General features: G+C 61.0%; 16 protein-coding genes. 15 read left to right on the forward strand and 1 reads right to left on the reverse strand.

Features of this window, described 5'->3' with window-relative positions:
- Positions 1-66 precede the first annotated feature (66 nt).
- Positions 67-1,449 (reverse strand): nucleotide 5'-monophosphate nucleosidase PpnN, encoded by a 1,383-nt coding sequence (gene ppnN / locus IB229_RS06325; RefSeq protein WP_192326045.1) that lies wholly within the window; start codon positions 1,447-1,449, stop codon positions 67-69.
- Between the two features lie 803 nt (positions 1,450-2,252).
- Here ppnN and rfaH point away from each other — a divergent pair.
- The 15 genes from rfaH to IB229_RS06400 all read left to right on the forward strand — a co-directional run bounded on the left by rfaH (position 2,253) and on the right by IB229_RS06400 (position 19,169).
- Positions 2,253-2,756 (forward strand): transcription/translation regulatory transformer protein RfaH, encoded by a 504-nt coding sequence (gene rfaH, locus IB229_RS06330; RefSeq protein ID WP_192326047.1) that lies wholly within the window; start codon positions 2,253-2,255, stop codon positions 2,754-2,756.
- Between the two features lie 168 nt (positions 2,757-2,924).
- Positions 2,925-3,395, forward strand: a complete 471-nt coding sequence (locus tag IB229_RS06335; RefSeq protein WP_192326049.1) for a hypothetical protein — start codon at positions 2,925-2,927, stop codon at positions 3,393-3,395.
- Between the two features lie 101 nt (positions 3,396-3,496).
- Complete coding sequence (locus tag IB229_RS06340) at positions 3,497-4,657, forward strand: outer membrane beta-barrel protein (RefSeq protein ID WP_192326051.1); 1,161 nt, start codon at positions 3,497-3,499, stop codon at positions 4,655-4,657.
- 18 nt (positions 4,658-4,675) lie between these two features.
- Entirely contained in the window at positions 4,676-5,203 is a 528-nt protein-coding gene (locus IB229_RS06345) for a polysaccharide biosynthesis/export family protein (protein WP_192326053.1), read from the forward strand.
- Entirely contained in the window at positions 5,203-7,434 is a 2,232-nt protein-coding gene (locus IB229_RS06350; protein WP_192326055.1) for a GumC family protein, read from the forward strand. The genes IB229_RS06345 and IB229_RS06350 overlap by 1 nt, the downstream gene beginning before the upstream one ends.
- A gap of 164 nt (positions 7,435-7,598) precedes the next feature.
- Positions 7,599-8,342: a tyrosine-protein phosphatase gene (locus IB229_RS06355; protein WP_192326057.1), complete on the forward strand. Its 744-nt coding sequence runs from the start codon at positions 7,599-7,601 to the stop codon at positions 8,340-8,342.
- Complete coding sequence (locus tag IB229_RS06360) at positions 8,339-9,109, forward strand: hypothetical protein (protein WP_192326059.1); 771 nt, start codon at positions 8,339-8,341, stop codon at positions 9,107-9,109. The genes IB229_RS06355 and IB229_RS06360 overlap by 4 nt, the downstream gene beginning before the upstream one ends.
- Complete coding sequence (locus tag IB229_RS06365; protein WP_192326061.1) at positions 9,110-10,501, forward strand: undecaprenyl-phosphate glucose phosphotransferase; 1,392 nt, start codon at positions 9,110-9,112, stop codon at positions 10,499-10,501.
- Between the two features lie 62 nt (positions 10,502-10,563).
- Complete coding sequence (locus IB229_RS06370) at positions 10,564-12,036, forward strand: hypothetical protein (RefSeq protein WP_192326063.1); 1,473 nt, start codon at positions 10,564-10,566, stop codon at positions 12,034-12,036.
- The gene (locus IB229_RS06375; RefSeq protein WP_192326066.1) at positions 12,033-13,292 is read left to right on the forward strand and encodes a lipopolysaccharide biosynthesis protein; all 1,260 of its coding nucleotides are present in this window, start codon (positions 12,033-12,035) and stop codon (positions 13,290-13,292) included. Before IB229_RS06370 ends, IB229_RS06375 begins: the two co-directional genes overlap by 4 nt.
- Before the next feature lie 12 nt (positions 13,293-13,304).
- Positions 13,305-14,222, forward strand: a complete 918-nt coding sequence (locus IB229_RS06380; RefSeq protein ID WP_192326068.1) for a glycosyltransferase family 2 protein — start codon at positions 13,305-13,307, stop codon at positions 14,220-14,222.
- 76 nt (positions 14,223-14,298) lie between these two features.
- Positions 14,299-15,465 carry a glycosyltransferase family 4 protein gene (locus tag IB229_RS06385; protein WP_192326070.1) on the forward strand — a complete coding sequence of 389 codons (1,167 nt, stop codon included), beginning with the start codon at positions 14,299-14,301 and terminating at the stop codon, positions 15,463-15,465.
- A gap of 133 nt (positions 15,466-15,598) precedes the next feature.
- Positions 15,599-16,912: a polysaccharide pyruvyl transferase family protein gene (locus IB229_RS06390; RefSeq protein WP_192326072.1), complete on the forward strand. Its 1,314-nt coding sequence runs from the start codon at positions 15,599-15,601 to the stop codon at positions 16,910-16,912.
- A 50-nt stretch (positions 16,913-16,962) separates the two neighbouring features.
- On the forward strand, positions 16,963-18,009 hold the full coding sequence (locus IB229_RS06395) for a glycosyltransferase family 4 protein (RefSeq protein ID WP_192326074.1): 1,047 nt from the start codon (positions 16,963-16,965) through the stop codon (positions 18,007-18,009).
- Positions 18,006-19,169: a glycosyltransferase gene (locus IB229_RS06400; protein WP_192326076.1), complete on the forward strand. Its 1,164-nt coding sequence runs from the start codon at positions 18,006-18,008 to the stop codon at positions 19,167-19,169. The genes IB229_RS06395 and IB229_RS06400 overlap by 4 nt, the downstream gene beginning before the upstream one ends.
- Positions 19,170-19,173 lie beyond the last annotated feature (4 nt).

A 19,173-nucleotide genomic window follows, 5' to 3' on the forward strand; every position in this document is an offset into this window, starting at 1 on the left:
TGTGTGCACAGCTTAAGTGGATGGCGACGGGTTTGCCAGAATCGCACGGGCAGCACCCGCCGACAGTTAACGGAGTGACTCGACCACGCGGTAGCACGGCACATAGGCGGCGCCACCGGGCAGTTTCATCCGGTGCTGCTCGACGAAGGCTTGCAGCAGTCGATCCAGCGGCTGCATCACCGCCGCATCGCCATGGATTTCATAGGGACCGTACTGCTCGATCAGGCGGATGCCCTTGTCCTTGACGTTGCCGGCGACAATGCCGGAGAACGCGCGACGCAGGTTGGCGGCCAGTTCGTGAGGCGGCAGCTCGCGACTCAGCTGCAGGGCGGCCATGTTGGCATGAGTCGGATCGAACGGGCGCTGGAAACCCTCGTCGATCTTCAGCAGCCAGTTGAAGTGGAAGGCATCGTTGCGCTCGCGACGGAACTGCTTGACCGCCTTCAGGCCCTGGGCCATCTGCACCGCGACTTCCGCCGGGTCGTTGATGATCATCTGATAGCGCTGCTGCGCCTCTTCGCCCAGCGTGGCGCCGACGAAGGCATGCAGTTGCTGCAGATACGGCGCGGCGCTCTTCGGCCCGGTGAGGATGACCGGGAACGGCACCTCCCGGTTGTCCGGGTGCATGAGGATGCCGAGCAGGTAGAGGAACTCCTCCGCCGTGCCGACGCCGCCGGGAAAAATGATGATGCCGTGGCCGACACGGACGAAGGCTTCGAGACGCTTCTCGATGTCCGGCAGGATCACCAGCTCGTTGACGATCGGGTTCGGCGCCTCGGCAGCGATGATCCCCGGCTCGGTCAGGCCCAGGTAACGGCCTCCGGTGATGCGCTGCTTGGCATGGCTGATGGTGGCGCCCTTCATCGGCCCCTTCATCACGCCCGGGCCGCAACCGGTGCAGACGTCGAGGCTGCGCAGACCAAGCTCGTGGCCAACCTTCTTGGTGTACCTGTATTCCTCTGTGCTGATCGAGTGGCCACCCCAGCACACCACGATCTTCGGCTCCACGCCGGGGCGCAACGTGCGCGCGTTGCGCAGCAGGTGGAAGACGTAGTCGGTGATGCCCTGCGAGCTGTCGAGGTCGATGCGCAGGCTGTCCAGTTCGTTCGCCGCGTAGACAATGTCGCGCAACGCGCTGAACAGCATCTCGCGGGTGCTGGCGATCATCTCGCCATCGACGAAGGCATCCGCCGGGGCGTTGAGCAGCTCCAGACGCACGCCACGGTCCTGCTGATGAATGCGCACCTCGAAGTCCTGATAGGCATCGAGGATGGTCTTGGCGTTGTCGATCTGCGCGCCGGTATTGAGGATGGCCAGGGCGCACTGGCGAAACAGTTTGTAGATGCTGCCCGAGCCGGCTTCGCTCAGTTGCTGCACTTCGCGCTGGGACAGGGTTTCCAGGCTGCCCTTGGGGCTGACCTGGGCATTGATGACATGTCGTGAGGGCATTCTCGGTTCCATGAGAGCGATGCACACGGGCCAGTGGCCACCGAGCATCAGAAGGTGAACGTCGCACGACGCCACCGGTTTCTCGCACCAGCCTGCCGTCTGCATGTTGCAGCGTTGCGAACCCACTGAGACTTGGGCCCACGGCGGTCGTGGCTGAAGCTGTGTTATTCGTCAGACAAGCGGATCGACGAGTCTGCTTCATCGAGTGGGGTGACGGAGATCACCGATCACGCACTATAAGCCGTGGCAGCCCAAGGTAGAGAACGCTCGACAACGTAGCTGCCTTTCAACGTCCATGATCGCACCTGGCGCACCGCATCAGTGCGTGCCGCTCTGAATTGGCGAATTGCACGGTCAAAAGCGGAGAGGCCCTACTGCGGCTTAAAGTAATAAGACCGAACTAAACGAAAGCAGAAAATTATAGAAATATAACCAAATCGTATACCACAAATTAATCACAGAGATAATTAGGGAACTTTGGCGACACGCGCCGCACAGGAAAGTTCATATAAATATTCGCGCCTTTTCTAACTTAAATTCTTATTTAATAACATAGACATAGCCTTGTTATCGGGTAAGCTGTGCCGCGCAAACGCGCAAGCACCCCGGACTTCCATATATAAAAAAATGACCAAATCAATACAAAATAATGACGCCATCAAACTGACATAAACCAACCGTATTATTCGGCAAGTTCAATGGCATATTTTGTGCTTTTGCTATACGGTGCCCACCCTGGTTATGCGGCGCCTCACTGGCGTCACCAGACCTTTCAACCAGCTATAGCTCGCGAAGGGAGTGATATGTCTATGGAAAGACTGAATCCTACGGCGTGGTACCTCTTGCAATGCAAGTCACGTCAGGACAGCCGTGCGGAAGAACACCTGCAACGGCAGAGCTACACCATCTTTCGCCCTCAACTTGCCACAGAGCGACTGCTCCGTGGCAAATTGCAGCCCGTTATCGAATCTCTCTTTCCTGGCTATCTGTTCATTCAGCTCAGCCACGAAGACAACTGGTCAGCGCTGCGCTCCACACGCGGAGTTAGTCGCATCGTCAGCTTCAATCAGGGACCTGCAACGGTAGCCGATCACGTAATCGAGAACTTGCGCACACGCTGCTCGGAACGATTACCTGACAAGTGCTTCCAACCGGGCGACAAGGTGAAAATCATGCAAGGACCTTTGAGCACGCTCGAAGGTATCTTCCTGGCCATGGATGGCAACGAGAGGGTGAACATACTGCTGCAGTTGTTGAGCCGCGAACAACGCATTCGCGTGCCTCTAAGCCACGTGAAGATCGCCTGAAATCGATCGACACGGCCTGTAGAACCTGCCCCAAACGCCAACCGAACTCGTTAAACGCCACTACAGATATCCACGTCCTCAAGGAACTGACGAGTAACCTTGGGGCGGTAGCGTGGGCGGCGCACAGACAATTCGATGGCGACGGCCAGACAGATAAAGGACAGTCAAATGCGCGCCCTGATCGCTGCACTCTCTCTCGCGACGTTAAGCAGCACCGCACTCGCCGCCCCCGAAACGACCGCAGCGCTGCAGGCGGCCAACGTCAAGCTGAACGCGGATCAGATGCGGGCAATCGACGCCGCCAACAGCGATGTCCTGGCGCAGCACCTGGGAGCGCTGGCACTGAGCGCTCCCGAGAACGCCACCGCGATCATCGCGGCAATCATTCCCATGCACCCGGAGCTCGCCGGCCCGATCGTCGCGGCAATGGTCACGGCCATACCGGAGCAGACGGACGCCATTCTCGAGGCTGCCATCGCCGCCGCGCCCGATCAGGCTGCTGAGCTGGCGATGCTGGTTTCCGACATGGCGCCGACCGCCGCCGGGGGCAACTCGCTACTCAGCAGCACCGGCACCGGCGTTCCAGCAGGCAGCAACGCGGGCACTGGCAGCGACAGTCGTACAGCAAGCCCGAACTGATAAACCACACTCAAAAAACTGTTGAGCCATGAACACACGTGTTTGCCACCCAACAACATTGCTGGCGCGGCAACAGCGGATCACAGAGCAAGGATATGCGCATGACCTCCATCAGCCGGCTGGCTTTTCTGCTTGCAGCCCCCACGCTCCTGCCAGTGTCAGCCTGGGCCATCGAGCCGGAGAGTATTGACTTCCTCGGTCTGCAGCTCACTCCCACGCTCACCTTGGGGGAGACCTACGATGACAACTTCCGCGAGCTGGAAAACGATGAAGACGCTTCTTGGGTAACACAGATCAGCCCAGGCCTCGAACTACTCGCTGAGGACCGCAACAGCGCGTATCGCCTCACCTACAAAGGCAACAGCGAGATCTATCATGATGCGTCCGACGCCAGTAACACCGACCACATCGTCAAGCTAGAGAGCATCCTGGAGTTCAGCGCCCGCCAGCGTCTGAAGCTTGAGGCCGGGTACCGCAAGATCGAGGAGGTCAACTCGACGGCGGTATCGGGAGAGAACGACAAGTACCACAGCACATCGATTGGCGGGCTCTACAGCTTCGGCAGCCAGCAGGCACTCAACCGTATTGACCTGGGCGCCAGCTACGAAGAGCTGCGCTACGACAACAGCGATGGCATCAACGCCGACGAGGAGCGCGATACCTCCGCCTTCAGCGCTACCTGGCTGCATCGGCTGGGGGGCGCCACCTATGCGCTGCTCGAAGCACGGCACACGGATTACGACTACCTGATACCTGCCAGCCCGCGCAACAGCACCAACGATGCTCTGCTGCTGGGCGCAACCTGGGAAGCAACGGCCAAAACCACCGGCAAGCTGCGCGCGGGCTACGAGAAGAAAGACTTCGACGATAGCAGCCGCGAAGATCTGAACAGCCCCATGTGGGAGATCGGAATAGACTGGAGCCCGCGGACCTACTCGAAATTCAGCCTGACGGCTCGACGGGCCTTCGATGAGGGCGATGATGGCTCCGACGCGATCAAGAGCACCAGCACCCAACTCTCCTGGGGCCATGGCTGGACGGAGCGAATCACCTCCACGCTCTCATTCGGCCTGACCCGAGAAGATTACGAAGGGCAGGCCCGGGAGGACGAGATCACCTCGGCGGGCCTCGCTCTCACCTACAAGATGCGCCGCTGGCTGGATATTGAAGTGGGCTATCGCTACCGGGACAACGATTCCAGCGCCGCCAACGAAAGCTTCCAGCGCAACGTGTACCTGATCAGCCTGACCGGCAGTCTCTGAATACCTCGAGTCGCATCCATGATCCGAACCACCCTGTTCTTCCTGTTACTGCTGCTCGGCCATTCGGCCTTTGCCGAAAGCAACGGCCAGTACCAGCTGGCATCCGGAGACGTACTGCGTATTGCCGTATTCGGCGAGCCCGACCTGAGCTTCGATGAAATCCGCCTCAACGACGCTGGCACCTTCTCCTACCCCTTCATTGGACAAGTCAGGGCGCTCGGCAAAACACCAAACGAAGTCGAACAGCTGATCACCGAGAAGCTCCAGGACGGCTACCTGAGAGACCCACGCGTTTCCGTCAGCATGCTTACCTACCGCGAGTTCTATATCAGCGGCGAGGTGAACAAACCGGGCGGCTACCCCTATCAACCGGGTCTGACCCTGGAGCGCGCCATTGCTTTGGCAGGCGGTCTGACCGAACGCGCATCGACCCGACGGGTAAACATCATGCGTGGCAGTGGCAGCGCCCGTCAGGCTGAGAAAGCCACTCTCGAAACCGCCATTCTTCCCGGCGACACCATCACCATCGAGCAGGGCTTTTTCTGATGGATACCTTCCCGCGCGCCAACACGGAACGCGCCCTCCCCAATCGCCATCACACTGAAAGCGACACCATCGACTTGCTGAAGCTGTGGAGCGTGTTGTGGCAGGCCAAGTGGAACATTGCTGCGCTAGTGCTCATTTCCAGCATGCTGGCTGTAGTTGCAGTACTCAACCTGGCACCGCAATACCGGGCCAGCTCCAGTTTGCTGATCGAGGAGAAAAACCCTCGCGTCCTGTCCTTCCAGCAGGTCTACGATCCCGCCAACACCACCAGTGAATATCTGCAGACTCAACTGGGCCTGCTGCAGTCTCGCGCTCTGGCCGAGCGCGTGGTCGGCGCCCTGCAATTGAGCAGCAACCCCCTGTTCGATCCTCGCCAGCAACCCGAGTCGATGTTCTCGGTGCGCCGCATCCTGAACAGCCTGGGGCTGGATGAAATAATCAGCAATCTGCGTTCGGGCGATGACGGCGCAACCGGTGCCATTACCGAAGAACAGGCGTTCAACCACGCGACCCATACGCTGATGAACCTGACCCACGTGCAGCTCGTGGGCAAGAGCCAACTGCTTTCGATCAGCGTCGAAACGCCCGATGCCACGCTCTCGGCCAACATCGCCAACGCCCTGGCCACGGGCTTCATCGAGAGTCAGCTCGACGCCAGCCTGGACATGTCGCTGTCCACCACCAACTGGATGAACTCACGCCTCGAAGAGCTGCGTGAAAAGCTCAAGAGCGCCGAGAACACCCTGCAGGCCTATCGAGAAGCAGAAGGTCTGGTGGATGTCGACGGCGTCGCCACCATCAGCGCCAACGAACTGTCGATGACCGGCAACCGCATGATCGATGCGCGCCGTCAGCGTGCCGAGGCCGAGAGCCAATATCGCCAGGTGCAGACGATGCGCAGCGGTGGTCTGGATCGCCTGTCCAGCGTGCCGGCCGTGCTCGGCCATCCGTTGATCCAGCAGTTCAAGGCTGACGAGGCACGCGCGCAGGCCAAGGTCGAAGAGCTGTCACGCCGTTATGGCGACAAGCATCCAACGATGATTGCCGCGCGCTCGGAGCTGGCAGCGGCTACTGCCAGCTTACAAGCCCAGGTAGAACTGGTCGTCGCTGGTATCGAACGCAACTATCAACTGGCCCAGGCCAACGAAAGCTCGCTGAGGCAGTCGTTCAACAACAACAAGGAACAGATCCAGGACATCTCGCGCAAGGAATTCAAATTGCGCGAACTGCAGCGTGAGGTGGACAGCAACCGCGTTCTCTACGAGACCTTCCTCACCCGCCTGAAGGAAACCGCCGCCACCTCCGACATCAACTCGTCGAATGCCCGCGTGGTAGACATGGCCATCGCCCCAGGCAAGCCAAGCAAGCCACGCAAGACCCTGATCGTCGCCATCGCCGCCGTGCTAGCCGCAATCTTCGGCATCGGCCTGACCCTGCTGTTCGAGGCCCTGAACAACACCTTCAAGAGCACCGACGACGTCGAGAACAAACTCAACCTGCCCGTGCTCAGCATCATTCCACTGGTGCCGAAGAAGAACCGCAATCAGGTCTCGCACCTGTTCGAGCAGGCGCAGGACAAACGCTTCTGTGAGTCGATCCGCACCTTGCGTACCAGCCTGGTGCTGGCCGACCTCGGTTCGCCACGCAAGATCGTACTGGTAACGTCCTCGGTGCCAGGCGAAGGCAAGAGTTCCATCGCCAACAACCTCGCTTTCTCCATCGCCCATATCGAGAGGGTGCTGCTGATCGACGCTGACCTGCGTCGCCCGACGATGGCACGCAACTTCGACTTCCCGGTCGGCTCGCCCGGCCTGGCCAACCTGATCGCCGGCACTGCCAAGCTTGAAGACTGCATTCGCACCGTCGGCGACGTGGATATGATTCCGGCAGGCATGGTCCCGCCCAACCCACAGGAATTGTTGTCCTCGGCACGGCTGACAAAGATTCTCGAACTACTGAAAGGACGCTACCAACGCATCATCATCGACTCACCACCGACCCAGGCCGTCAGCGACTCGATGCTGTTGGCCACCATCTCCGATGCGCTGATCTATGTAGTACGCGCGGAAAGCACCTCGATTCCCCTGGTGCAAAAAGGTGTCGGCCAGTTGCTGCAGAACAACGCCCCGATTACCGGCGTCGTGCTCAACCAGGTCGATCTGCGCAAGGCCCGCAAGTACGGCTACAGCTACTACGAAAACTACAGCTATCAGCTCCAGCCACAGAGCTGAGATAGCGCGCGTCACCTGATCGAAGGTTCGACTTCGCTCATCGGCAACCCGGCCTGTACTCCCCGGGTCTCGCCAACCTCCTTTGTCTCATACCTGCCTTATGCCCATGCCAGTGCATGCCGGGATACGGCTAGCGCTTGGCCTCGTTATGGCGTGGAGAACGCATGATCGACCTGCATTCACACCTGCTTCCAGCGATCGACGACGGTGCTGCGGACATGCAGCAAGCCCTGCAGATGGCCGCGCACGCGGTGGCCTGCGGGACCACGCACATGGTCTGCACGCCACACCTGCACCTGGGTCGCTATGGCAATACCGCACAGAGCATTGCCGCCGCCGTGCAGGAATTTTCCGGCGCCCTGGCCCAGGCCGGCATCGCGCTGCAGGTGAGTGCCGCGGCCGAGGCGCGCTTCGACGTCGAGCTGATGGTGCTGGCGCAACGCGGGCAGTTGCCGTTTCTCGGCGAGTGGGACGGGCGCCAGGTGCTGCTGTTGGAGTTCCCCCACAGCGAGATTCCACGCCAGGCGGAAAAGCTCACCGGCTGGCTGCTGCAACACAACATTCAGCCACTGATCGCGCACCCCGAGCGCAACCGCGGGCTGATGGGCGCAAACAACCATCGTCGGCTGGCGCCGCTTCTTGCCCAAGGCTGCCTGCTGCAGCTCACCGCAGGCTCGCTGGCCGGCGACTTCGGCCAGCCGGCGCAGTTGCTCGCCGAGCAGTTGCTGCTGGAAGGCCAGGTCAGCGTGCTCGCCAGCGATGCGCACAACATGCGCCACCGCGCGCCCAACCTGCTGCCGGGCCTGGAGAGAGCCAGCCAGCTGATCGGTGATCGCGCTGCGCGCCGCCTGGTCGAGGATAACCCCTGGCGTATCGCGCAGAGCCACTTCACGGCAAACGCCGCATGAGCCTGACGCAAACCGCGGGCGGCATACCCGTGATGGAGCGACGCCGCGCCAGGCCCGCCGTGAAACCAGCTTCGGCGCAACAGCGCGTACTGGTGGGTATCAGTCTGCTGCTGGCCGCACTACTGCTCGTGATCGCCGCAAAAATGCTGCTCGCCGGCCTTTCCAGCTACCGCGTGGAACTGGCCCTGCAGCGCTGGAGCCACAACGCCGAAGCACCGGCCGACAGCCACTGGCAGTCCGTCCTGCGCTCCGCGCAGCGGGCAAACGACAGCTACCCCGTTGCCAAAGGCACCTACCTCGACCAGCTCGGGCAGGTGCATGCCTGGCACGACCAGGCCCTGCCTGTCGGTGACTCGACAGCGCGCGCGTCGCGCCTTGAAGCACTGAGTGCCCTGCGCCTCGCCGTTTCGGCACGGCCGACCTGGCCCGATACCTGGGTGCGCCTGGCCTACAGCAAATACACCCTGGGTGAGTTCGATAACGAGTTCGCCCAGGCACTCGAGCAAGCCAATCACTGGGGGCCTCATCGCCCAGACGTCCAGTTCGAGCTTGCCAACATCGCCTTGCGCACGTGGCCGAGCCTGACCCATGCGCAACGTCTCACTGCCTTCGGTTCATTTCGCCGAGTCATGGACGGCAGCAACAAGGCTGCAACAACGCTGTTTGCCCTGGCCCAGTCCCGTGGATTGGAAACGCTGCTCTGCACGAGCACGGCCTACGGCAACGACAGAACCCGAACACTTTGCTCGCGTGGAGGTAAACGCTAGATGACTTCCCAACACCGCAATCTCATGACCAATCGCCGGGGCCTGACGTTCTGGGCCCAATGGGCGGCCGCCATGCTGCTGGCCAACATGGTGCTATCGGCCCTGGTGGTCTGGAAGTACGGCACGATTCCCAGCGAGTACCGCCTGCTCGGCGTGCTCACCCTCCTCGGCTCGGTGCCGGCTTACGCCATGCTACAGGTCTACCACAAGCGCCACCGCCTGCTCTCCGGCCTCGGCCGTCTGCTGGCCGGCTGGGTAACGCTGCTCAGTGGCCTGCTGATCATCGCGTTCGCCACCAAGACCAGCGAGAGCTACTCCCGCGAAGTCGTGTTCTCCTGGGCCGTGCTCGGCTTCATTGTGCAGGTGGTGAGCTACCTGCCACTGCACATGATCACCCGCATTCACTCGCGCAAGCTGCGCAAGGAGCGACGCTCGGTGATCGTCGGCACCAGCGCGCTCGCCATCGAGTTGGCAGAAAAACTGCGCCACCCCAGCCGTGTGCCACTGATCGGCATGATCGCGACCGACAAGAGCGATACCAATCTAGAGCTTGCCCTGCCGGTACTGGGCAGCCTGGTCAATCTGCGTGCGGTCATCGAAGCCGAAGGGATTCGCCGGGTCTACATCGCCCTGCCGCTGGAAGAGGTGGCCCACATCGAGGGGATCTACATCGACCTGCTCGACATGGGTGTCGACGTGGTGTGGATTCCTGACTTCGGCAGTATGTTGCTGCTCAACCAGTCAATCTCGGAAATCGAGCACATGCCGGCGATCTACCTCAATGAAAGCCCGATCAGCTCGCACCCGGCCGCTCTGCTTGCCAAGGAAACGATGGAGCGCAGCCTGGCACTCCTCGCCCTGATTCTGTTGAGCCCGCTGATGATCGCCGTGGCCATTGCGGTGCGACGCTCCTCACCCGGCCCGATCCTGTTCAAGCAGGAACGCCACGGCTGGAACGGCGACGTAATCAAGGTGTGGAAATTCCGCTCCATGCGGGTTCACGACGACGACGTGGTCAAGCAGGCAACTCGCAACGACGACCGTATCACCCGCGTCGGGCGCTTCATCCGGCGCACCTCGATCGACGAGTTGCCGCAACTGTTCAACGTGCTGCTCGGCGAGATGGCACTGGTCGGCCCCCGCCCACACGCGGTCACGCACAACATTTACTACACCGACAAGATCCGCGCCTACATGGCTCGCCATCGCATCAAACCGGGCATCACCGGCCTGGCGCAGATCACCGGCCATCGCGGCGAGACCGAAACCGTGGAGAAGATGCAACAGCGGGTCAACCAAGACCTCAACTACATCAATCACTGGTCGCTGTGGCTGGACATCAAGATCATCATCAAGACGCCCTTCACGTTGCTGTCCAAGAACATCTATTGATGCACTATCCCTGGCGCGCAGACGGGCCAGGGAATCACTCCGGATAATTGGTCGAGCGACACATGGAAGTCATTCCAATCATCATCTTCTGGGCCTTCGCGCTGTTCGGCCTGTTCGGCAACCGTGCGCTTCTGCTCTACCTGTTCTTCGGCTCCATGGCATTCGGGGCATTCGCCGTGGTGCCACCCGAACTGACCGGCGGACTGACCCTGACGCCTACGCCGATGGTGGTGCTGCTGATCATTTTGCGTAACCTGTGCGATGCGTCGGGGCCGTATTTCTTTACGGTCACGGCCCTGTCGCCCAAGCGTGCACTCTGGCTCTTCCTGTTTCTTCTGGTGGCGATCCTGGCCACCCTGTTCATGCCCAGGCTCTTCTACGGCGAGATCACCATCATCCCCGTTCGCCTGCTGGCATTTACCCTGGGTGAACCGCTTGCGCCCAGCACACAGAACTTCTCCCAGCTGGCTTACCTGGGCATTTCGATACTCGGCGTACTCGCATTCGCACGCATGATGCTGGATGAGCACATGCGCCAAGAAGCCCTCAAGGCCATGTGCATGGGCGCTGCTCTGGCGATCGTCACCGGAATGCTCGACTACCTCAGTCAGTACGTCCCCTTGAGCGCCGTGCTGGAGCCTTTCCGTACAGCCAGTTATGCCCTGATGACCGAAGTGCAGATCATGGGCGGCAAGCGGGTGGTCGGCCTGATGCCGGAGGCGTCGGCCTACGGCAACCTGTGCCTGTGCTTCCTGTGTCTGATGTATTTCCTGCGCCATGCCATGGCGGACCGCTGGCTACGCGAGCAGGTTGCACCCGGGTTGGTGTTGCTGCTGCTGCTGTTCGTCTGGCTGTCGACGTCATCGTCGGCCTACGTCGGCCTGTTCATCTTCATGCTGACGGCAGTGATCGACTGGGCCTGGCGCAAAAGCGCAGGCTCGGCAGACATGCTCGGCCATCGCGGACTCGGCTTTGAATTCTGGACGGCCACGAGCGGGCTGACCGGAGTGGCGCTGGTGATTCTGTTCAATCCGGCGTTGCTGGACCCGATCATCGAAAAGGTCAACGAGATGGTCCTGAACAAGGCCTCCACCAGCTCTTATGAAGAAAGAAGCATGTGGACCGCTGTCGGCTGGCAGGCCCTGCTGGATAGCTGGGGCATGGGCGTCGGCCTGGGCTCAACCCGTACCTCCAATTTTGCCGCCGCGGTATTCAGCAATACCGGGTTGATAGGTGGGGGGCTCTACTTCTTCTTCGTCTACCAGACCCTGCGCCGCAGGCTGAGCTACCGCGCAGATGGCGTCAACGTGGCAATGATGCGGGGCATTCGCTTCGCCTATGTCCCGGTCTTTATCGTGGCCCTGCTGGCAGCGACCACACCCGATTTCGGCAGCTACAACGCCTGGCTATTCGGCACGGCACTGGCCTTGGCAATAACCGACTTGAAACGCCGGCAGCAGTCTCTTGCGGACACTCGAAAGCCCCATGCCGGGCAACACCTCCATGATTTTCTGCCGACACCGCCTAAACCATGAACACACCTGCAAGCGGTAAACAGTCCCGCGCCGACTTCGTATTCGTTTACCTCGCCTACACCCTGCGCTACCTGTACCTGTTGCTGCTGATCCCCTTCTACGGCCGGGTGCTGGGTGTCGAGGGCTATGGTGTGGTCCTGGCTGCCATGTCGCTGATGACCATCGTCTGGCGCTTCGTCGAATGGGGTTTTGGCACATTCGGCATGCGCTCCATCGCCACCGCGAGCACGGACCAGTATGCCGGCCTGTTCTCCCAGCATGTCAGCGCCCGCCTGCTGCTCAGCGTGCTGGCCATGATCGGCACCGGCATTGCGATCAAGATGTCGCCGGTACTTTCCACTCACCCTGGCGCCGGGTTCGCGGCAGCGGCACTGGGGATCGTCTCGGCCTTCAACCTCGGCTGGTACTACACCGGCAGCGGACGCCCAAGGGACGCGGTGAAGCTTGAAGTGCTCGGCTTTGCCGTGAGCCTGGCACTGATCCTGTCGTTGGTACGCGGCCCCGAAGACGTCAATTTGGTACTGCTGTCACTGCTCTGCTCCGGCAGCCTGGTACTGGCGACTGCGCACTGGTGGGTCAGGAAGGAAATTTCCCACGCCCGCTTCGACGTCGCGAACGGCGCGGTGCTGATCCGCTCTGCCAGTACGGTGTTCTTGTACTCCGGCAGTTCGGCCCTGCTGGTGTCCTCGTCGACCTACCTGCTGAGCATCATCTCCACCCCCGCCGAAGTGGGCGCCTTTGGCGCGGCCGAGCGCCTGGTCGCAGTCGGCCTGAGCGTAATGGGCCCCGCCGGACAGATTTTCGTACCACGCATCACTGCCCTGTTCGTGCACGACAGGGATGGTGCCCACGCGCTCATCCGCAAGGCGCTGCTGCTGCTGGTCGGCATCGGCCTGTGCGGCCTGCTGTGCAGCCTGCTGTTGGGGCACTGGATCGTGCCGCTGATATTCGGCCCGGGATTCGACGAAACCGTGCACATCCTGCAATGCCTGTCGGTGCTTTTCCCGATCAGCGCCACCACCCTGATCCTCAGCAGCTATGTGCTGATTCCGCTGCACAAGGAAGCACTGCTGGCCAAGATCGTGCTGACGGGTGCGGCGCTGAGCATCGCCTGCGCGATCCCTCTGGGCATTGCCTATGGCGGTATGGGCATGGCCTACGCGCGGCTGTTCGGTGAATCGCTCGTGTGCATCGGCCTGACATTTTTCTGCTGGAGAATGGGCATTCTGGCTCGCATCTTCGACCTCAAAAAATAACGGACTATCGCTATGAACCCATTCGTTGTGGTCGCCACCAAAGGGCGCAGCAAGCAAACCTATATCCTCCTCGACTTCCTCGCGCGTCAGAGCAGCCGGCCCGTCCACATCGCCGTGGTCGGCAGCGAAGCCAAGGACATCGAAGGACTGGACGCGCACCCCTCGGTGGCAAGTGGCCTGACCAGCCTCCGTCTGGCCAGTGCGGGCGCCACCATTCAGCGCAATGCCGGGCTGGATGCACTGCAGCCTCACGTAGCGCAGTTACCTGCCAGCGACTGGTTCGTGGCCTTCTTCGATGACGACTTCCGACCGGCCGATGACTGGTTGGCGAACGCCGCCAGCGCCTTCGCCAGGCATTCGGATGTGGTCGGCATCAACGGCCTGGTCCTGGCCGATGGCGTGACCAGTGAGTTCGGGATTTCCGAAGAAGATGCCGTCCGCTACATCAGCGGTGAAAAAGCGTCGGACAAGCTACGCACCACGCCGCCGGAAGCCAGGCCGCTGACCGGCCTGTACGGCTGCAACATGGCCTACCGCGGCATTGCCGCCGAAGCCCTGCGCTTCGACGAGCAACTGCCGATGTACGCCTGGCAGGAAGACATCGACTTTTCCAGTCGCTCCCGCCAGTTCGGCCGACTCGTCCTGCTATCCGCCTGCCGGGGGGTGCACCTGGGGGTCAGCTCCGGCCGCACCAGTGGCGTGCGCTTTGGCTACTCGCAGATAGCCAACCCGATCTTTCTCATGAAGAAGGGCACCATGAGCAAATCCATGGGTTTCAAGCTGATGAGCAAGAACATCCTCTCCAACCTGATCAAGACCGCACTCAAAGTCCGCATCAAGGACTTTCCCGGGCGTCTGCGCGGCAACCTGCGCGCCGGCCTGGATCTGCTCTCGGGCAAGCTGCATCCGATGCGTGCCGTGGACCTTTGAAACCAACGCGGATTCGTTTCAGCGGAAAAATCGTTTCACTTTCACTGTTGCATGAGTCAACTCAAGGAGCGTTTGCATGCAAGGCACATCACCTAACGTGCCTCAGGACGTGAGCAGGCTGGGCATAGACGGCGATGCCCTACGCAAACCACTTTCAGGCGTTGGCCAGTACATCTTCAACCTGTGCCGTGAGCTGGAAAGCCTGCTGCCCACGACCCAGTTCTTCGTCTACACGCGCCTCAGCGCTGATGAGATCGCGCTGCCTTCCTCGCGCTGGACGGTACGGCGCGAAGCCTGGCCACTGGCGCGCAAGCTGCCCTCGTTCCTCTGGCTGAAATTACGCGGCTGCCAACTCGCCAAGCGTGATCAGCTCGACGTGTTCTGGGCAGGCCGGACCATCCACCCCGGCAGGCACAGCGCCAAACGGGTAGTGGTCACGGTGCATGACCTCAATCATCACCTGGTACCGGAGACCATGGAAAAGGTCACCCTGTACTCCCACCTGCTCTGGTTTGATCGTGACGTACGAAGCGCAGCGATGATCCTGACGAACTCACAAGGAACGTCGGACCGTCTGCAGCACTGGGTGAGCCGGCGTGCCGATGCAATCGTCTACCCCGGCGTACGCGATGACTTCCGCCCGCTGGATCCCAGCCAGCGAGAAACGGCATTGATGGCCCTGAAAGAAAAGGGCGTCGTCCCGCCTTATGTCCTTGCGGTCTCAACCCTCGAGCCACGCAAGAACATTGGCGCGCTGATCGAGGCATTCGTACAGCTGAAGAAGCGTGGGGAGCTTCGTGATCATCGCCTGGTACTGGTAGGCGCACGCGGCTGGCAGAACCAGGAGTTGGCTCGCACCATCGAGGCCAACGCCGAGCAGGGCATCGTCCTGCCGGGCTATGTGCCGGACGAACTGATGCCGGCAATCTTCGCCCTGGCCGAGGTGCTGGTGATGCCGTCACTGTACGAAGGTTTCGGCATGCCGGTCCTGGAGGCGCGGGCAGTCGGCACCCCGGTGATCGTGTCGGATGTAGCCGAACTGAAAGAGGCCGCCGGCGGCCAGGCCCAGGTGGTGTCACCGGATGCTCACGGACTTGAGGCCGCGCTCTCGCAGCAGGCCCTGTTTACGCGAACTGCCCCTCGGGAGGCTCTGGGCGACATTCAGAGCTGGGGTAGATCGGCACGGGTCATGGTTGCCGCGCTGACGCAGGCGAACCCTGATCACACTCAGGCAAACGCATGATTTGCCACCACCACCAACCGACGAATGAAGGAGGAAAGCGACCACCCGCGCGCGTGCCTGAAGTCATCCCCAACTAGGGAGAGGCGATCACCTAAGGCACACACCAAGATGATGAATCAATACTGGGAAAGTTATGTTCATAGCACCGTTGAAATACATCTGGAGAAACCTGGGCCTTCGAACTACCTATCTAGATTACAGATACCGTTCTCTGTTGAAGGCATGGCGCACCAGCCGGGATGGCACTCCCTGGCCGTGCGACAAATCCGAACCGGTGGTTCTGCTGATTCCATCCGATCCCGCACTGCTGCTCGCCTCGAAGGGCGACGAAGCGATGCTGACCGCGATCATCAGCCACTTTCAAGGCCGATGGCCCGATGTGCACTTCATTGTTGCCACTGAAAGCGACGCGGCTGATACCTGCGCTTGTGAGTTGGGTATCGAGCCCTTGCGGGCACTGGATGAGAGCCTGAGCCTGCAGCAGTCCATCGACCTGATGAAACACAAGAACATCTGCGCCAGCGTTACCGTCGGCGCCGACGTGCTGGATGGCAGCTACAGCCCGGTATTTTCCGCGAAGCTACTGATGCTCACCGACATGCTCGCGCGCCGCGGGGTGGACTGCGTGATCACGGGCTTCAGCGTGAGCAAGACCCCCTACAAGGAGCTCAAGCTGCTGCTCGACGAGTTCTCCGACCGGGTGGTGTTCAACCTGCGCGATCCCTTGTCCTTCGCGCGATTCAAGCAGTTGACCAGTGCCTCTGCCAATCTGGTCGCCGACGTGGCCTTTCTCCTGCAGCCGCAGCATGGCAGCAAAGCCGTGCGCGCAACCCGAAACTGGGTTGAAAAACAGCACGCGCTCGCTCGGACGGTAATTGGGCTGAACCTCCACCCCCTGCTGCTGGAGCTGGAAGAACGGCAGAACATCGGTCAGGTCGTGCAGAACTTCTCACATGTGATTCGCCAGCTGATCCAGGAGAACGCCATCAGCGTCGTGCTACTGGAGCACGATTTCCGCGGTACATCCGCAGACCACCATTGCCTGAATCTGGTCGAACAACAGCTCGGGGAGGACCTGGCAAGCTACGTGTTCAAACCTGAAGCGCGCCTGAGCGCCGCCGAGCTGAAAGGCGTCGCCGAATACATGGATGGGGTGGTGAGCGGGCGCATGCACCTGATGATCGCCTCCTGTGGCGCAGGCACACCGGTCTTCGGCATCGAGTACAAGGGCAAGATGGAAGGGCTGATGAAGCATTTCGGCCTGGATACCCGCAACCTGTCCAGCGCTCACGAAATCATCCAGAACCCGGATGCATTCGCCAGCAAGCTCGTGCAGTTCATCCACACCCTCAGCACGACTCGGCAGCAGATGATCGTCAAGCTTCCAGAGATCAAACGCCTGTCCTCGATGAACTTCTCCAACCTTCCGGCCTGCAACACACAGTGATTGCGCGGCTGTAATCCCCTGCGTGGTTCGTTCAATACAGGATGTTCAGCTTGTTCTATGTCAACGCGCGCTTTTTGACGCAAGCCATCACCGGCGTTCAACGTTATTCCCTGGAAATCAGCCTGCAGCTCAAGCAGCTCATGCCAACGATTCGGTTCGTCGCACCGGGCAACATCGTGCACCCCGAACTGGCCAGGCAGCTGGACGTGCAGATCATCGGCAGCCGCACCGGCCATGCCTGGGAGCAGATCGATCTGCCGCAATTCCTCAGGCGCAATGGTTCGCCGTTGCTGATCAACCTGGCCAATACCGCACCGCTTTTATATGGCAACAAGATCTCGACGCTGCATGACGTCGCCTTCGAGCGGTTCCCCGAAAACTTCTCCTGGAAGTTCCGCCTGGCCTACCAATTGGCCACACCTTGGAATATCAGACGCTCGCTCAAAGTGCTGACCGTCAGCCACTTTTCCAAGCAGGAAATCTGCGCGATCTACAACACGCCGGCTGACAAGGTGGTGGTCATTCCCAATGCGGTCTCCGGCTCGTTTCAACCACGGCCGAACAGCGCTGCGCAGCCCTACCTGCTGGCGGTGTCGTCGCTGAATCAGCAGAAGAACTTTCATGGCCTGATCGACGCGTTCAGCTTGCTCGAACAGAACAGCCACGCGCTCTACATCGTCGGTTCGCTGAACAAGAACTTCGCCGACCCCGGTCTGCTGCGCAAGATCGAGTCGGACAGCCGCATCAAGCTGCTGGGGCGCGTCTCTGACGAACAACTGATCGACCTCTACAGCGGTGCCGCGGCCTTCATCTACCCGTCGTTCTACGAGGGTTTCGGCCTTCCGCCACTGGAAGCCCAGGCCTGCGGCTGCCCGGTCATCGTCGCCAACGCGGCGAGCCTGCCGGAAGTCTGTGGCGACTCCGCGCTGTACTGCTCGCCCCATGACGTGCGTGACATTGCCGACAGGATCGACCAGCTCATCGCTGATCCCGAGCTGGCGCAAAGCCTCAGGGAAAAAGGCACCCACAACATCACCCGCTACAGCTGGAAAACATCTGCCGCCAGCCTTCTTCAGGTAATCAGGGAGTTCCAATGAACGTCGCAATCATCCACTACTGGTGGCTCAGCAACCGCGGTGGCGAAGCCGTGTGCGCGGCACTCGTCGAGCTGTTTCCCAACGCCGACCTGTACATCCACGTATGCAACGAAGAAGTCGTGCGCCAGGCGCTGCCGCCGACGTTCACCGGGAAGATCCACAACACTTTCATCTCGCGTCTTCCCGGGGCGAAGAAGCACTATCAGAAATACCTGCCGTTCATGCCGCTGGCGCTGGAGCAACTCGATCTCAGCGCCTACGACCTGATCCTGAGCAGCGAGTCGGGGCCGGCCAAAGGCGTGGTCACCCGCCCGGATGCCGTGCACATCTGCTACTGCCACTCGCCCATGCGCTACGTGTGGGACATGTACCACGAGTACCTGGGCGGTGCCGGACGGCTGATCCGTACACTGTTCCCTCTGGTCGCCCACTGGCTGCGGGTATGGGACCGACTGTCCGCCGATCGCGTCGACCACTTCATCGCCAACTCCGGCTTCGTCGCCGCGCGCATCCGCAAGTTCTACCGCCGCGATGCCGAAGTCATCTTCCCGCCGGTCAACACCGATGAGTTCAGCCCCACTGCCGAGCGCGGCGACTTCTACCTGTGCCTGGGCCAGCTGGTCGCCTACAAGCGAGCGGACCTGGCTGTGGAGGCCTTCAACCAGCTCGGCTTGCCACTGGTGGTAGTGGGTGAAGGCGAGCTGTTCGAGCGCCTGAAAAGCCTGGCCAAACCCAACATCAGGCTGATGGGGCGCCAGCCTTTCGCCGAGATCAAGGACCTGCTGCAACGCTGCCGCGGCCTGGTGTTCCCAGGCATGGAAGACTTCGGCATCGTCCCCGTCGAGGCCATGGCGGCCGGCGCGCCAGTGATCGCCTACGGCAAGGGCGGCGCGCTGGAAACCGTGATTCACGGCAAGACCGGCATCCTCTTCGAGCAGCAGAACGTCGAGTCCCTGATCGCCGCGGTGCAACAGCTGGAAAACGGCGCCTTCTCGTTCAATCCGGCCGAACTGCACGCGCATGCCGCCACCTTCGATAAACGCATCTTCAAACAACGTATCACGGCCTTCGTCGAGGCCGCCCTGAATGGCCCGTCAGCGCCACCTGCTCGCCCTGCGCTAAATACTGCGCGCCCTGCCCTTTCCGATTGCCAGGCTTAAAAGG

Origin of the sequence: Pseudomonas sp. PDM14 (genome assembly GCF_014851905.1) — a bacterium.
In the GTDB taxonomy this organism is placed as follows: Bacteria; Pseudomonadota; Gammaproteobacteria; order Pseudomonadales; family Pseudomonadaceae; genus Aquipseudomonas.

What these genes read in the sequence shown, in the direction of transcription:
- ppnN (WP_192326045.1), bottom strand. Translation starts at nt 1,449, where the DNA reads ATGCCCTCACGACATGTCATCAATGCCCAGGTCAGCCCCAAGGGCAGC.
- rfaH (WP_192326047.1), top strand. Translation starts at nt 2,253, where the DNA reads ATGTCTATGGAAAGACTGAATCCTACGGCGTGGTACCTCTTGCAATGC.
- IB229_RS06335 (WP_192326049.1), top strand. Translation starts at nt 2,925, where the DNA reads ATGCGCGCCCTGATCGCTGCACTCTCTCTCGCGACGTTAAGCAGCACC.
- IB229_RS06340 (WP_192326051.1), top strand. Translation starts at nt 3,497, where the DNA reads ATGACCTCCATCAGCCGGCTGGCTTTTCTGCTTGCAGCCCCCACGCTC.
- IB229_RS06345 (WP_192326053.1), top strand. Translation starts at nt 4,676, where the DNA reads ATGATCCGAACCACCCTGTTCTTCCTGTTACTGCTGCTCGGCCATTCG.
- IB229_RS06350 (WP_192326055.1), top strand. Translation starts at nt 5,203, where the DNA reads ATGGATACCTTCCCGCGCGCCAACACGGAACGCGCCCTCCCCAATCGC.
- IB229_RS06355 (WP_192326057.1), top strand. Translation starts at nt 7,599, where the DNA reads ATGATCGACCTGCATTCACACCTGCTTCCAGCGATCGACGACGGTGCT.
- IB229_RS06360 (WP_192326059.1), top strand. Translation starts at nt 8,339, where the DNA reads ATGAGCCTGACGCAAACCGCGGGCGGCATACCCGTGATGGAGCGACGC.
- IB229_RS06365 (WP_192326061.1), top strand. Translation starts at nt 9,110, where the DNA reads ATGACTTCCCAACACCGCAATCTCATGACCAATCGCCGGGGCCTGACG.
- IB229_RS06370 (WP_192326063.1), top strand. Translation starts at nt 10,564, where the DNA reads ATGGAAGTCATTCCAATCATCATCTTCTGGGCCTTCGCGCTGTTCGGC.
- IB229_RS06375 (WP_192326066.1), top strand. Translation starts at nt 12,033, where the DNA reads ATGAACACACCTGCAAGCGGTAAACAGTCCCGCGCCGACTTCGTATTC.
- IB229_RS06380 (WP_192326068.1), top strand. Translation starts at nt 13,305, where the DNA reads ATGAACCCATTCGTTGTGGTCGCCACCAAAGGGCGCAGCAAGCAAACC.
- IB229_RS06385 (WP_192326070.1), top strand. Translation starts at nt 14,299, where the DNA reads ATGCAAGGCACATCACCTAACGTGCCTCAGGACGTGAGCAGGCTGGGC.
- IB229_RS06390 (WP_192326072.1), top strand. Translation starts at nt 15,599, where the DNA reads ATGTTCATAGCACCGTTGAAATACATCTGGAGAAACCTGGGCCTTCGA.
- IB229_RS06400 (WP_192326076.1), top strand. Translation starts at nt 18,006, where the DNA reads ATGAACGTCGCAATCATCCACTACTGGTGGCTCAGCAACCGCGGTGGC.